Source organism: Actinomyces oris, from assembly GCF_001929375.1.
In the GTDB taxonomy this organism is placed as follows: Bacteria; Actinomycetota; Actinomycetes; order Actinomycetales; family Actinomycetaceae; genus Actinomyces; species Actinomyces oris_B.
Map to the genome: position 1 here is coordinate 1 of NZ_MSGO01000037.1, position 14,063 is coordinate 14,063.

Below are 14,063 nucleotides of genomic sequence, written 5' to 3' on the forward strand. Positions count from 1 at the left end.
CCAGGCTCGCTCGGCGAGTGGTGTCACGATTGGCGACTTTTAGGGGGCTCACCTGGCCGATGACCGTCACGCCCTGGCACGTATACGCAGGTCAGAGACGGCACAGGCTCAGGCACGTCAGCCAATGGACATCCTAAAAGTCGCCGATCGTGACACCAGGGGAGTACAGCGCACCGCCGAGACCCACCACTGAGCCCCAGCACACGCATTCGTAGGGTAGATGCCGCAGTCGTACCCTTGCGGCTTATTCACAGGACTAGCCGACGCCAGCATCTGCGCAGGTCACCGCACCTTCAACAGATGCTGTGAAGAAGCCTCAGCATCTCAAATACATAGATATGGAGAATGTCGTCGAAGGCGGTTCGCGGACTGAAGGAGTGGGTGGTTCGATCGGTTTGGAAGGGGAATGTGTAAGGGGAGAGCCGATAGTATCCGATATGCCGGAGGTGTCTGGCGGCGCGATTCCGGTCTGTGATGGCGAGGCTGCGTTCAATGTAGCGCTCAATGAGCTCGTTCTCGTTGAGCGCTGGTTTATCGTAACGTTGACCTGGAGGATTCATCCTCCAATTGTAGGGTGTTGGTGTGTAAAAACCCCCCGATTTGGGCATGCTCTGATGAGCGAGAGGCCTGGGGAGTGTTGTGGTTCCAGTGTACACCGGTGTACAAGGTTAGGGGTGGGCGAGGGCTCCTGGCTCCGCCGTCACGACCCCGCGGAGTCAGTATCGCAGGCGGTTCAGTGTCCACAGTACTGACATCAACGGCCCGGTAGTGGAAGTAGTCAGCGAGGATCGTTGGAATGCTGCGGTTCCTCCTTGATGTGTGGTGCCGGTGCGGAGTTGATGTCAGCACCATGGACACCCGGGCCCCGTCAGACCTCCGCTATCAGTCCGCCATCGCCTCTGGGGTGACCAGCTCCGTCCCAGAATCGCGCCCGAGTGGGCGTCTCGGAGTCTTGGCGCCTACATGTCTCAGAAGTGAGGAGACAGCACGGAGCAACGAGGTGACACATGGATCCCACGTTCGTTTCTGTTCGTTTCTGAGCGAGCGTGGGTAGACTGGGTGCATGAGCATTCTCGTTGCTGGAGGCGCCGGCTACATCGGCGCGCACGTGGTCCGACTTCTCCTCGAGCGCGGGGAGGAGGTCGTCGTCGTCGATGATCTGTCCTACGGGACGCCGGAGCGAGTCAAGGGAGCCGCCCTCGTCGAGCTCGACGTCGCCAGCGGTCAGGCCCCCGAGACCCTTGCTGAGGTCATGAGCTCGCGCGGCGTCACCGCCGTCATCCACTTCGCCGCCCGCAAGCAGGTGGGCGAGTCCGTCGAGCGCCCCGCCTGGTACTACCAGCAGAACATCGGCGGCCTGGCGAACATGCTGCTGGCCATGGAGACGGCCGGCGTCAAGCAGATGATCTTCTCCTCCTCGGCCGCCGTCTACGGCATGCCCCCGGTGGAGGTCGTTCCCGAGGACATCGACTGCCATCCCATCAACCCCTACGGCGAGACCAAGCTCATCGGGGAGTGGATGATGGCCGACGCTGAAAAGGCCTGGGGGCTGCGCTGGGCCGGCCTGCGCTACTTCAACGTCGCCGGTGCCGGCTGGGACGACCTGGGGGACATGGCCACCCTCAACCTCATCCCCATGGTCCTCGACCGCCTCGCCAAGGGCGAGACCCCCAAGATCTTCGGCACCGACTACCCCACCCCCGACGGCACCTGCGTGCGCGACTACATCCACGTCAAGGACCTGGCGGTCGCCCACATCGCCGCGCTGGACTATCTGGCCGGCGGCGAGGAGATGACCGAGCACGTCTTCAACGTCGGCACCGGCCAGGGCGCATCGGTGCGCGAGGTCGTCTCCAAGGTCATCGCCTCCACGGGCCTGGACCTGGAGCCCGAGGAGCTCGCCCGTCGCGCCGGCGACCCGCCCCAGCTCATCGGCAACGCCACCCGCATCGGCGAGGTCCTGGGGTGGAAGGCCGAGCACGACCTGGACGACATCGTCACCTCCTCCTACACCTCCTGGCAGGCCGACCCCAACCGGCCCCACTTCGGCTGAGCGGTCCTGGAACCGGAGCCGAACCCAGCGGGCGGGCCGGCACCTCGATCATGAGGTGCCGGCCCACCTTGCCGTTGTAAGGATTCACCGCGTCAGGACTGGTTGAAGTCCGCCGCCGTCAGCTTCCCGCCGCGCAGCTTGGAGAAGAAGCCCGGTGCGGTCGTGTCCTGCAGCAGCACCGCTTCGCCGATGTCGGCCTCCTCGGGGGAGTAGGAGGGGTCCTCAATGGGCGGGGCCCCGGTCAGGCCGCCGCCGGAGGCGGAGCGGAAGGCCAGGACCATCTGGGCGATGCTCATGGTGCCGGCGCTGCGATCCACCGTGAGGGCGTTCGTGCCGGCGTCGACCAGTGCGTCCTGCCGGGAGAAGGACCAAGCAGTGGACGGCGAGGCCGCCTTGGAGACCACCGCGGCGATGACGGCGCGCTGGCGCTGCCCTCGCCCGACGTCGCCGGTCGGGTCCGACTTGCGCATCCGGGAGTAGGCCAGCGCCTTCGTCCCGTCCACCGTCTGACACGTGCCCTGAGCGGTGTCCCAGACCAGGCCCGAGTCCTCGTCGGCGACGTCGTAGTCCAGGCAGACGTTGACCCCGCCGACGGCGTCGACCATCTGGGACACCCCGGTCATGCCGACCTCCACGTAGTGGTCCACGGTCAGTCCGGAGAGCTTCTCCACGGTCTGGACCAGCAGCTTGGGGCCGCCGAAGGAGTAAGCGGCGTTGATCTTGTTCTCCCCGTACTCGGGGATGTTCACGTAGGTGTCGCGCGGCAGGGAGGTCAGGCTCGTCTGCCCGTTCTCCGCCTTGTGCAGCAGCATGACGGAGTCGGCGCGCGCCCCCTCGGTCTCGTCCTGGACGGCGCCGCCGCGCGCGTCCGACCCCACGATGAGCCAGGTCTCACCCGGCGTGTCCGCCGCCCCGGACAGGGCGTCGATGCGGTGAAGCCGGGAGGAGACGTCGTTCCACAGCCAGGCGACCCGCGCTGCGATCAGAGCCAGGACGACGACGATGACGACGACCGTCCAGCCCACGATCCGGCGCCATCTCGGGCGGGAGCGTTTTGATCGCCGCGGCCGCTCGGGTCTGAGCGACCGCCCACCCGCAACGGGCTCCCGTGGGGACTGCTGGCCCGGGGACCCCACGGGATAGGCACCGCGCCGCACGGGCAGTGCCTGTGTGCGCTCCGGTTCGGACGCGCCACTGCCCACGCTGGCATCCGGCTCCAAGGGGACCGCACTCGACCCGGCCCGGGCGTGGCTGCCTCGTTGAGACGGAGCGGAGGAGCGACGCGGCTGGACCGAGGGCGGCTGCTGGCCCGCACGCGCGGAGTCGGACTGAGCCGAGGCCGGCTGGTCGCTGTCCTGACGGCCCAGGACCGAGTGCCGCTGGGGGTCGCGGGTGGCGGTCGACGACGGGCGGCGCGGGGAGCCACCAGCAACGTCAGTGGGCTGGGCGACGGTCTCGCCCCCGGACGCCTCTGCGCGCTCGCGGCTGCGCTGGTTGACAGCATCGATGGGGCGCTGCCTGCGTTGAGGCCTGCCGCCGCCGGAGCCGGGGGTGATCGAGGGCGGGAGTGAGTCGTCTGTCGGAGTCACACCACTGATTCTGCCTCAGGCGGGGCAGGCGGGAGTGGTCGGCTTCGCGGCGGGTTGCTGCTGGGGGGCGCTCGCCTTGGGGGCCTGAGGGGCCGGCGTCGGCGTCGGGGCGGCATGGGAGGGCTTGGAGGTCTCGTCAGTGCTCTCCGAGGCGGAGCCGTCCGCGGTGGCGCTCGAGCTCGACGAGGCCGGGGCCGAGGTGTCGGTGGGGACGGGCTTGTCCTCCTCGAGGGCCTTCCAGACCTTCTTGGCGCCCTCGGCGGGGACCACTTGGTTCGGGTTGGCTGCGGGCTCGTTCGGCATGGTGACGAAGTTGATCTTGTCGATGCCCACGCCCTGGATGGAGTAGGCCAGGCCCGACAGGTTGCCGATCTGACCGATGCGCTCAGAAGTGGTGAGGGTCTCCAGGGTGCTGGTCAGGAAGCCGGACTGCGTCAGGAGGCTGGAGGACAGCGCCTTGGAGGCCATCGCCCTCATGAGGTTCTGCTGACGGGTGATGCGGGAGAGATCCGAGCCGTCACTCACCCCGTGCCGAACACGGGCGTACTGCAGGGCGTTCTCGCCGTTCAGCTTCTGGCAGCCCTCTTCGAGCTTGAAACCGGTGTACTCGGAGTCGTCGATGGCCTCATCGACCTGCACGTGGACGCCACCGAGGGAGTCGACCACCTTGGACAAGCCCGAGAAGTCGACGACGACGAAGTCATCAATGCGCACGTGCGTCAGCTTCTCCACGGTCTTGAGGGTGCAGGCGGCTCCCGAGGCAACGGCCTTCTTGTCATCGCTGCTGCTGCCGGCTCCGTTGGCGAAGGCGGAGTTGAACGGTGCGTCCTCACTGGCTTCGGTCTTCCCACCAGCGAGGGTCGTGCACTCGGGGATGTCGACCAGGGTGTCGCGGGGGATGGACACGGCGTCGACGCGCTTGCGGTCAGCCGAGATGTGCATGACCAGCGCCGTGTCGGAGCGGGCCACGGAGACCTCGTCGTCACCCTGCGAGTCGTCGACGTTGTTGTTCCCGGCGCGGGAGTCGGTGCCCAGGATCAGGAGGTTGACGGCTCGGCCCTCGTAGCTGTCCGGCGGCTTGGTGCCGGGCCGGTCCTCCTCGGACAGAAGGCCGTCGATGTTGAACCAGGCGATCCGCGACTGGATGTTGTGCCACGCGAAGCCCGCTGCGGAGACGACGAAGATCGTCACCGCGAGCAGGCTGAGACCCACTCGGCGGGCCAGACGGCGTCCGAGTTCCTTGGAGGAGTGCCGCGCGTGCGGCTTACTGAACTGAGGCACGGAAGCGATCATAGGGAACGAAAGGGGAGAACCATATAGGTCTCCCTACACCTGTTACATGAGATATACCCAATGAGGGGTGAAGCCTCTCACATGGGTAACAGGGCTAGGCTCTCTCCGTGACCAGTGTTGCGAAACCCACGCCGATCAGTGCCTCGCCCGCTCCCCTCGGTGCTTCGGATCAGGTAGGGGAGAGCTCAGGGGCTCGGGCAGCTGCTCCCGACGAGCAGAGCGTGCGAGTGGTGACGGTCGCCTTCAACCCGGGCGAGGAGCTGGAGCGCTTCCTGGCCTCATTGGCCACGGCGACGGCCCGCAGACTCGTCGTCGTCATCGCGGACAACGGCACCGAGCACGACGTCGTCACTGCTGCCGCTCAGCGCCACGCGGCGCGCGTCGTCGGGGACGGCACCAACCTCGGTTACGGGGCGGGCGCCAACCTCGCGGCCGCGGACCTGGAGGAGGACTGGATCGTGGTGGCCAATCCCGATCTCGTCTGGAGGCCGGGAAGCCTGGACGTCCTCATCGATGCGGGCCTGGCCAACCCGGCGGCCGGCTGCCTGGGGCCCCTCCTGCTCAATCCCGACGGCACCGTCTACCCCTCCGGACGTGCCCTGCCCTCCCTGATCAAGGGCGTCGGGCACGCCGTCCTGGGCAGGATCTGGCCGGACAACCCCTTCTCCGCCGCCTATCACACTGCCGGACCGGGGGCTTCTGACGGGACCCGGACGGTGGGCTGGCTCTCCGGGGCCTGCCTGCTGCTGCCCGCCGCCGCCTGGAGACGCCTGCGGGGCTTCGACGACGACTACTTCATGTTCTTCGAGGACGTGGACTTAGGGGAGCGGGTCGGGCGCGCCGGCTGGCTCAACGTGCAGGTTCCGGGCTCTGTCGTCGTCCACGAGCAGGGGGCCAGCTGGAAGGCCCGCCCCGAGAAGATGATCCGGGCGCACCACGCCTCCGCCCGCCACTACCTCAGCGGTGTCTACAACTCCCCGTGGCAGGCGCCGGTGCGCTGGCTGCTGACCGGCGGACTGCGCCTACGTGAAGAGCTCGAGGTCCGCGCCTCCCGACGCTGAGGGGGAGTGCCCGATCTTCTCCGGGTGCCTTGTGAGCAGCGCTCAGTCGTCAGTCTCAGCGGTGAGCCGTGCGGCAGCAGGGGGCTCGGGGGCGTTGTCCAGAGCGATGCGCCGAGCCAGGTGAGTGATCTGCCGCTCCCTGGCGCTGTTGCGTCGGAAGGAGGAGAGGATCTGCGCCAGGAAGGCGATGACCAGGGTGTACAGCAGGAAGTCAGTGCCTCGCCCGACTCCCATCCGGTGCGCGATCGAGCTCATCACCCAGGGGAAGGTGATGCTGAAGACGGCGAAGGCCACGAAGGCCAGGGTGACCAGTCTTCGGGCGGCCATGTGTCGGGCCCCGCCGGGGGTGCGCAGCATCATCCAGCCCACGGCGATCACGGCCAGGATCAGGGCGGCCTGGATGTAGAACTGGTGGCTCGTGATCGGCGTGACATGGGCGGCGGACTGATGAATCATGGGCTGTGCCTTCCGTGCTGGGCTCAGGAGAAGAGCAGGTCGACCAGGATGTTGACCGAGTTCCACAGGGACTGGCCCTTGGAGCGGGAGTAGTCGGTGTAGACGATGTGCACCGGGAACTCGCGCCAGGGCATGCCGGTGGCACCGATCTTGCGAATGATCTCGCTGGCGTGCGCCATCCGGTTCTGCTTGAGGTCGAGCTGCGCCAGGACGTCGCGGCGGATCACCCGCAGACCGTTGTGGGCGTCGGTCAGACGCATGCCGGAGGTGTGCGAGCTGACGGCCGCCGCCGTGCCCAGGACGACCCGTTTGAGCCACCCCACCGGGGAGGGGCCCTCGAGGAAGCGTGAGCCGAGGACGACGGCGAGATCCTCGTCGCGCGCCGCCGCGACCATGGCGGCGGCGTCGGTGGTGGAGTGCTGGCCGTCGGCGTCGAAAGTGACGACGTAGTCGGCATTCGTCTTCTCCAGGACGTAGGAGAAGCCCGTCTGCAACGCTGCGCCCTGGCCGAGGTTGATCGGGTGGCGTACGACGACGGCCCCCGCGGCGGCCGCCTCCTGGGCCGAGGCGTCCTTGGAGCCGTCGTCGACGACAACGACATAGGGGAAGATCGTGCGAGCCTGGGAGATGACCTCGCGCACGACGGTCGCCTCGTTGTACAGGGGGATGACGAGCCAGGTGTCGGTGACCGGGGGCTCCGGGGTGGGCTCCCCGGTCTGCGTTGTGGTGGAGGTAGTCACCTCAGCATTCTTGCACGCGATGACGGCGTGTCATCCCTCTTGCGGGAGGCAGGGGCGGTCGGCGTTGGTGGGGTAGGTCTCCTTCGGGGCGTGCTCAGGCGTCGTCTCGTGAGGAGTCGTCCCCTAGGATGGGGCAGGTCGTGCAGCGCCCGCCGCCCCCGGCGACCGGAGCGGCACGGCTTCCGGCAGCCACCAGGCTGCTCGGACTCATTCGATCGTCAGGGCGGTGCGAGCCGCCCGCACAGGAGTCGCCGTGGCCACCCGCATCGCCCCGTCCGCCGATGTCTCCGAGGACGCCGTCCTCGGAGAGGACACCAGCATCTGGCACCTCGCACAGGTCCGTGAGCACGCCGTCCTCGGACGGGACTGCATCGTCGGGCGCGGCGCCTACATCGGCGAGGGCGTCGTCATGGGGGACAGCTGCAAGGTGCAGAACTACGCCCTCGTCTACGAGCCGGCCCGCCTGGCCGACGGGGTCTTCATCGGCCCTGCGGTCACGCTGACCAACGATCACTTCCCCCGAGCCGTCAATCCCGACGGCTCGCTCAAGTCCGCCGCCGACTGGGAGCCCGTGGGAGTCACCATCGACGAGGGCGCATCGATCGGCGCCCGCGCCGTGTGCGTCGCCCCGGTGCACATCGGGGCCTGGGCCACGGTGGCCGCCGGCGCCGTGGTCACCAAGGACGTTCCCGCCCACGCCCTGGTTGCCGGGGTCCCCGCCCGCCGCATCGGCTGGGTCGGGCGCGCCGGCGAGCCCCTTGTTCCCGCCGACCCCGGCCCCGACGGTGCCCCGCGCTGGCGCTGCCCCGTCACCGGAACCATGTACGAGCAGCTCGACGCCGAGCCCGATGCCGGGTCCGGCACGCGGTCCAGCTCCGAATCCACCACCATCCGAGAGGTCACCCACTGATGTCACGCGAGTTCATCCCAGCAGCCAAGCCGATCATCGGGCAGGAGGAGCGCGACGCCGTCGACGCCGTCCTCGCCTCGGGCATGGTCGTCCAGGGCCCCCAGGTCAAGGCCTTCGAGGAGGAGTTCTCCGCCCAGGTCGTCGACGGCGTCCACTGCGTGGCCGTCAACTCCGGCACCTCGGCCCAGCACGTGGCCACGCTGGCCACCGAGCTCCAGGAGCGCGCCGGAGGGGCCCCGGAGGTCATCGTCCCCTCCTTCACCTTCGCCGCCACCGGCAACTCGGTGGCCATCAGCGGTGCCGTGCCGGTCTTCGCCGACATCGACCCGGTGACCTTCACCCTGGACCTCGCCAGCGTCGAGGCCTCCATCACCGAGCGCACGGCGGCCATCGAGGTGGTCCACCTCTACGGTCTGCCCGCCAACATGCCCGAGATCCTCGCCATCGCCGAGCGCCACGGCCTGGCCGTCTTCGAGGACTGCGCCCAGGCGCACGGCGCCGCCATCGGCGGCAAGCCCGTGGGCACCTTCGGGGCCTGGGGCTCCTTCTCCTTCTACCCCACCAAGAACATGACCAGCCTCGAGGGCGGCATGATCACCACCGCCGACGCCGAGCTGGCCCGCCGCTGCCGCCTCATCCGCAACCAGGGCATGGAGCAGCAGTACGCCAACGAGCTGGTGGGCCTCAACAACCGCATGACGGACGTGGCCGCCGCCGTCGGCCGCGTCCAGCTGACCAAGCTGGCCGGCTGGACCGCTGTCCGCCAGGCCAACGCCGCGCGCCTCAACGAGCTGCTGGCGGGTGTCGATGGCGTCGTCACCCCCTTCGTCCCCGAGGGCTGCACGCACGTCTACCACCAGTACACGATCCGCCTCGAGGGGGCCACGGGCGCCGAGCGCGACGCCGTCCAGGCCGCCTTGCGCGAGGAGTGGCAGGTCGGCAGCGGCGTCTACTACCCGATCCCCAACCACCGCCTGGCCTCCCTGGCCCACTACGCCGAGGGCCTCGAGCTGCCCGGAACCGAGAAGGCCGCCCGCGAGTGCCTCTCCCTGCCGGTCCACCCCTCCCTGAGCGAGGCGGACCTGGAGCGCATCGGCCAGGCCGTGGCCGCCACCGTCAAGGCAGGTGCCTGACATGACTGAGAACGTCGCTCTCGACGGGCAGGCCACCACCGCGCTGCCCGAGGTCCACCACCTCACCGACAAGGGCACGGCGGACAACCCGCTGCGCGTGGGCCTCATTGGCCTGGGCTCCATGGGACGCCACCACGCCCGGGTCATCCGCGCCACCGAGGGCATGGAGCTCGTGGCCGTGGCCGACCCCGGCGGCGACCGCTTCGGTGTGGCCGGCGAGCTGGCGGTCCTGCCTGACGTCCACGCCCTCATCGACGCCGGGCTCGACGCCGCTATGGTGGCCGTCCCCACCGTCTACCACGAGGACGTCGCCCTGGCCCTGGCCGAGGCGGGCGTGCACACCATGGTGGAGAAGCCCATCGCCCACGACGCCGCCGCGGGCCGCCGCGTGGCCGCCGCCTTCGCCGAGCGGGGCCTGGTGGGCGCCGTCGGCTACGTGGAGCGCTGCAACCCGGCCCTGCGCGCCCTGCGCGAGCGCCTCGACGCCGGTGAGCTCGGCGAGGTCTACCAGGTCCTCACCCGCCGCCAGGGCCCCTTCCCGGCCCGTATCAGCGACGTCGGTGTCGTCAAGGACCTGGCCACCCACGACATCGACCTGACCGCCTGGGTCGCCGGTGCCCGCTACACCTCCGTGGCCGCGCAGGTCACGCACCGCTCGGGCCGTCAGACCGAGGACATGATGGTGGCCACCGGCCTGCTGGAGGGCGGCATCATCGTCGGTCACCAGGTCAACTGGCTCACCCCCTTCAAGGAGCGAGTCACGATCGTCACCGGCGAGAAGGGCTCCTTCGTGGCGGACACCCTCACCGGGGACCTCACCTTCCACGCCAACGGCACCGTGGCCTCCACCTGGGACCAGGTCGCCGCCTTCCGGGGAGTCAGCGAGGGCGACGTCATCCGCTACGCGATCCCCAAGCGCGAGCCGCTGGCCCTGGAGCAGGAGAACTTCCGCGACGCCGTGCGCGGCGTGGCCCAGCGCCACGTCACCATGGCTGAGGGCGTGGCCACGCTCGACGTCGTCGAGGCGGTCCTGACCTCGGCCGGCGAGAACCGGACGGTCGCGCTCTGAACCGCTCAGCCGCACCGAGCGGGCCCGTGGCGGGAGTGCTCGCCCGGGTCCGCTCGGTCATGGAGTCCTCCCCGTTCCTGCGCCATGTCCTGACGCTGGTCAGCGGCACGGCCACCGCCCAGGCCATCGTCTTCGGCATGACGATGATCCTCACCCGCATCTTCTCCGACGCGGACCTCGGCCAGCTGGCGCGCTACACCTCGGTCGTCTCGATCATCACGGCCGTGGCGGCCCTGCGCTACGACATGACGATCATGCTGCCCAAGAAGGACGCCTGGGCTCTGGCCTGCGCCCGGCTGGGAATGGTGTGCATCGTAGTGGTCTCGGTCGTCTCCAGCGTCGTGGCCCTCCTGCTCAAGCCGCTGGTCGCCCGGCACTGGGGGGCTGACATCGCCGCCTGGATGCCGCTGCTGGGCGTGACCACGCTGCTGCTGTCGACGGTCCAGCTCCTCCAGTACTGGTACAACCGCCAGTCGGACTACCGGACGATCTCGATCAACCGGGTCGAGCAGCAGGTCGGGCAGTCCCTCGGCCAACTCGTCCTGGGGGCGGCGGGGATGGTCAGTGTCGGGGGCCTGCTGATCGGTCAGACGATCGGGCAGGCCTGGGCCTTCGTCAACCTGGGGCGCAAGGCCAAGCCCCTGCACCGGCCGCTGCCGCCGGAGGCGCCCACCCTGCGGCAGGTCGCCCGTCGCTACCGGCGCATGCCCCTGCTCAACGGCCTCAACGCCTTCGTCGACGCCGTGCGGCTCAACGGCATCAACCTGCTCGTGGGCTCCTACTCGGTGGCCAGCCTGGGGCAGTTCAACCTGGCCTGGCGCTGCCTGGAGGTCCCGATGGCCCTCATCAACGCCGCCGTGGGCCAGGTCTTCTTCCACAAGCTCGCCACGCTGCAGCCCGGGCAGATGCGCCCCCTGGTCCGCCAGGTCATCAAACGGGTCCTCATGATCGGGACCGCACCGTTCGTCCTGCTCTACATCCTGTCGCCATGGCTCTTCCCCCTGCTCTTCGGCAGCCAGTGGGTCGAGTCAGGCGGCTTCGCCCGGGCCCTGACCCCCTGGCTGTTCATCCTGCTGGTCACCTCGCCCCTGTCCAACCTCTTCGTCGTCACCGAGAACCAGGACTGGATGCTGATCTTCTCGGTGGTCTACGCCGCCGTCCCTTTGACCTGGCTCTGGCTCAGCCCGTACTCGCTGCTGACGACCACCTACGTCCTGGGCGCCCTCATGTGCCTCATCCTGGTGGTGCAGATCCTCATGGCCGACGCCGCAGCCCGCGGCTTCGACTCGCGTCCTCCGGCCTCGGAGGCCAATGAGGGGCACTACGAGGCCGCCGGTGAGCCTGAGCCCTCCGCCTCCGTGCCCGCGACCGATTCTCACGATGAGGAGCAGTGACGTGCACGTCGTCCTCACTCCCTCGTGGTACCCGGACCGGAACCGCCCCCACAACGGTTCCTTCTTCCGCGACCAGGCGTGCATGCTTCGGCGCGGCGGGATGCGAGTAGGCGTCATCGCCTTGGAGCCGGTCTCCTTCTGGCAGGCGCGTCGCGAGCTGACGGCGGATGTCGAGGAGGGGATCGTCGTCGTGCGCGGCACGGTGCCCACGATCCCCAAGGGGGCTCTGCCCGGGGACCGGATGGCGGCTCGCGCGGTGGCCGCCCGAGCGGTACGGCTCTATGAGGAGACGATTCGCAGTCTGCCCGATCCTTCCGGCAGTGGCGGGGGACAATCGGCTCCCGACGTCGTTCACGCCCACTCGGTGTTCACCGGCATCCATGTCGGCCGCTACGCCGCCGAGCACTGGGACGCCGGACTGGCCATCACCGAGCACCGCCCCAGCTCGACGGACCGCAGCGTGCACGGATGGCGGTATCGGGCCCTGCGGCACGACCTGCGACGGGCCGCAGGGCGAGCCGTCGTCTCCACCCCCTTCGCCGAGGTCCTGCGGGACTACTGGCGGCTCGGGGAGTGGAGGAGCATCGCCCTTCCGGTCAACGACGAGGCCTTCGACATCCCCAGGCCCGCTGACCAGGATCGCCAAGGCGACAGCGCCAGGGCCCTGACCGTCTGCCACGTCTCCCACCTGGGGCGTAACAAGCGCCCTGAGGAGACCATCCGCGCCGTCGCCCGGCTGGCCCGCGCCGATCTCGCAACCGGGCGCGAGCCCACACGGCTGCTCCTCGTCGGAGGGGAGGCCCACGAGATCGAGCCCTTACGAGAGCTGGCCCGGGCCGAGGGCATCGAGCAGACCTCCACCTTCACCGGCCGGGTTCCCCACGACGAGGTCAGCGGACTCATGGCCGCCAGCGACGTCTTCGTCCTGGCCAGCGAGGTCGAGGCCGGGGGCACTGTCCTGGCTGAGGCCCAGGCCCTGGGACTGGCCTGCGTGGCCACGCCCACTTGGGCGGGACGCTTCATGATCGAGCCCGAGACCGGCCTTGTCCTGCCCGCCGCGGCCCAGGCCGACGACGACGCCCTCGTGGCCGCCCTGGCCGAGGCGCTCACCCACGTGACCGACTCCATCCGCGCCGGGGGCTACCGCCCCGAGACCATCCGGGCCCGCGCTCGTCGGCGCTTCGGGGAGGCGACCTTCGTCAGGGCCTGCCGGGAGCTCTACGAGCAGGCGTGCGGCGAGATCACCGCGAGCGCCGGAAGTACTCGGTGATGGCGGCCTCGTAGGCGCGGCCGTAGGAGCGCGCCACCTGACTGGGGGAGAAGGCCCGCGGCAGCGTGTCCTGGATGTCGCGCGCCGTGCGCTGCGCGCACCGTCCCATGACGTCCACGATGGCCCTGGCCCACGTGGCGGGGTCGTCCTGACTGACAATCTGGGTCACCGAAGGATCCAGGAAGCTGGTGTGCGCCCCCCGGTCACTGGTGACTACCGGCCGGCCGGCGGCAACGGCCTCGGCGGCACCCAGGAAGAAGGTCTCCGCGAGCGTGGGCACGAGGAAGAGATCGCTGTCGGCCAGGACCTGCTGAACCTGATCGCCCGGCAGCTGACCGGTCAGCTCCAGGTCGACGCCCAGGCGGGCCGCGAGATCCGTGCAGCGCTCAGCCAGAGGGCCGCCACCCACCCAGGTCAGCCGGGCCGGCACCCCCTGCTGCGCCAGCGCCGCGACCACCTGAACGGCCAGGTCCGGGCGCTTGCGCTCAATGAGCCCCCCGATGCCGACGATCCGCAGCGTGTCACGACCCAGCTCGATGCTGCGGCGCGGCGCCGGCTCCTCAGGCATGGTGACCTCGTTGGGGACCGTGAGGATCTCGCCCTGGGGGCGGTAGTCCCGCAGGTCGGCGGCGAGCTGGTCGGAGACGGTGGTGACGACGTCGGGCCGGCGCTCCAGGCGCAGGACCACCTGGGCCCCCGCCCGCGCCAGGGAGCCGAGCTCGGCGCCCCGCTGGGCGATCCCCGACCAGTGCTCCGTGTGGAGCCACGGCTGGCGGGGCCGGCCCAAAGCGTATGGCAGGAGGGTGGAGACCGCGTGGGTGTGGACGACGTCGCTGCCCCGAGTCAGAGCCGTCAGCTCCCGCCTGGCTGCCAGCAGCTCGTGGGGCCGCGACAGCGACATGGGCAGGCGCACGACGGGCAGCCCCATCACTCGATCGCGGCGCACACCGTCGTCGACGGAGGCGGAGGCGAGGTGGACGACGCGAATGTCGTGGCCGGCTGCCGCCATGGAGGCGGCGTGGCGTGCCACGAAGACCCCCAGGCCCGGTGAACGGTTCGTGGGGAACCAGGTGGTGACGATGGTGACGCGCATGA

At 69.5% G+C, this 14,063-nt stretch carries 13 protein-coding genes; 7 read left to right on the forward strand and 6 right to left on the reverse strand.

Annotation, left to right across the window (positions count from 1 at the left end):
- Positions 1 to 293: 293 nt before the first annotated feature.
- Positions 294 to 608: an Abi family protein gene (locus tag BKH32_RS08700; protein ID WP_343213300.1), complete on the reverse strand. Its 315-nt coding sequence runs from the start codon at positions 606 to 608 to the stop codon at positions 294 to 296.
- 455 nt (positions 609 to 1,063) lie between these two features.
- On the opposite strand from BKH32_RS08700, the gene galE reads away from it, so the two are divergent.
- Positions 1,064 to 2,053, forward strand: a complete 990-nt coding sequence (gene galE / locus BKH32_RS08705) for a UDP-glucose 4-epimerase GalE (RefSeq protein ID WP_075249622.1) — start codon at positions 1,064 to 1,066, stop codon at positions 2,051 to 2,053.
- Positions 2,054 to 2,145: 92 nt separating this feature from the next.
- On the opposite strand, the gene BKH32_RS08710 is transcribed toward galE, so the two are convergent.
- Both BKH32_RS08710 and BKH32_RS08715 read right to left on the reverse strand, forming a co-directional pair.
- The gene (locus tag BKH32_RS08710; protein ID WP_256691459.1) at positions 2,146 to 3,642 is read right to left on the reverse strand and encodes an LCP family protein; all 1,497 of its coding nucleotides are present in this window, start codon (positions 3,640 to 3,642) and stop codon (positions 2,146 to 2,148) included.
- 15 nt (positions 3,643 to 3,657) lie between these two features.
- Complete coding sequence (locus BKH32_RS08715; protein WP_075249656.1) at positions 3,658 to 4,923, reverse strand: LCP family protein; 1,266 nt, start codon at positions 4,921 to 4,923, stop codon at positions 3,658 to 3,660.
- A 119-nt stretch (positions 4,924 to 5,042) separates the two neighbouring features.
- Between BKH32_RS08715 and BKH32_RS08720 the strand changes: the two genes are divergently transcribed.
- A complete protein-coding gene (locus BKH32_RS08720; protein ID WP_275531524.1) occupies positions 5,043 to 5,996 on the forward strand; it encodes a glycosyltransferase in 954 nt (317 codons plus the stop codon).
- 42 nt (positions 5,997 to 6,038) lie between these two features.
- On the opposite strand, the gene BKH32_RS08725 is transcribed toward BKH32_RS08720, so the two are convergent.
- On the reverse strand, positions 6,039 to 6,452 hold the full coding sequence (locus tag BKH32_RS08725; protein WP_075249625.1) for a DUF2304 domain-containing protein: 414 nt from the start codon (positions 6,450 to 6,452) through the stop codon (positions 6,039 to 6,041).
- A 23-nt stretch (positions 6,453 to 6,475) separates the two neighbouring features.
- Entirely contained in the window at positions 6,476 to 7,192 is a 717-nt protein-coding gene (locus tag BKH32_RS08730) for a glycosyltransferase family 2 protein (protein ID WP_075249627.1), read from the reverse strand.
- 253 nt (positions 7,193 to 7,445) lie between these two features.
- Between BKH32_RS08730 and BKH32_RS08735 the strand changes: the two genes are divergently transcribed.
- The 5 genes from BKH32_RS08735 to BKH32_RS08755 are packed head-to-tail and all read left to right on the forward strand — an operon-like array spanning position 7,446 to position 12,968.
- Complete coding sequence (locus tag BKH32_RS08735; RefSeq protein ID WP_075249629.1) at positions 7,446 to 8,102, forward strand: acyltransferase; 657 nt, start codon at positions 7,446 to 7,448, stop codon at positions 8,100 to 8,102.
- The gene (locus tag BKH32_RS08740; protein ID WP_075249630.1) at positions 8,102 to 9,235 is read left to right on the forward strand and encodes a DegT/DnrJ/EryC1/StrS family aminotransferase; all 1,134 of its coding nucleotides are present in this window, start codon (positions 8,102 to 8,104) and stop codon (positions 9,233 to 9,235) included. Before BKH32_RS08735 ends, BKH32_RS08740 begins: the two co-directional genes overlap by 1 nt.
- Before the next feature lies 1 nt (position 9,236).
- On the forward strand, positions 9,237 to 10,304 hold the full coding sequence (locus tag BKH32_RS08745; protein WP_075249632.1) for a Gfo/Idh/MocA family protein: 1,068 nt from the start codon (positions 9,237 to 9,239) through the stop codon (positions 10,302 to 10,304).
- A gap of 26 nt (positions 10,305 to 10,330) precedes the next feature.
- Positions 10,331 to 11,698, forward strand: coding sequence for a lipopolysaccharide biosynthesis protein (locus tag BKH32_RS08750; protein ID WP_075249634.1), 1,368 nt, complete (start codon positions 10,331 to 10,333; stop codon positions 11,696 to 11,698).
- A 1-nt stretch (position 11,699) separates the two neighbouring features.
- Positions 11,700 to 12,968 (forward strand): glycosyltransferase, encoded by a 1,269-nt coding sequence (locus BKH32_RS08755; protein ID WP_256691467.1) that lies wholly within the window; start codon positions 11,700 to 11,702, stop codon positions 12,966 to 12,968.
- On the opposite strand, the gene BKH32_RS08760 is transcribed toward BKH32_RS08755, so the two are convergent.
- Entirely contained in the window at positions 12,940 to 14,061 is a 1,122-nt protein-coding gene (locus BKH32_RS08760; RefSeq protein WP_075249638.1) for a glycosyltransferase family 4 protein, read from the reverse strand. The genes BKH32_RS08755 and BKH32_RS08760 overlap by 29 nt on opposite strands.
- Positions 14,062 to 14,063: the final 2 nt, after the last annotated feature.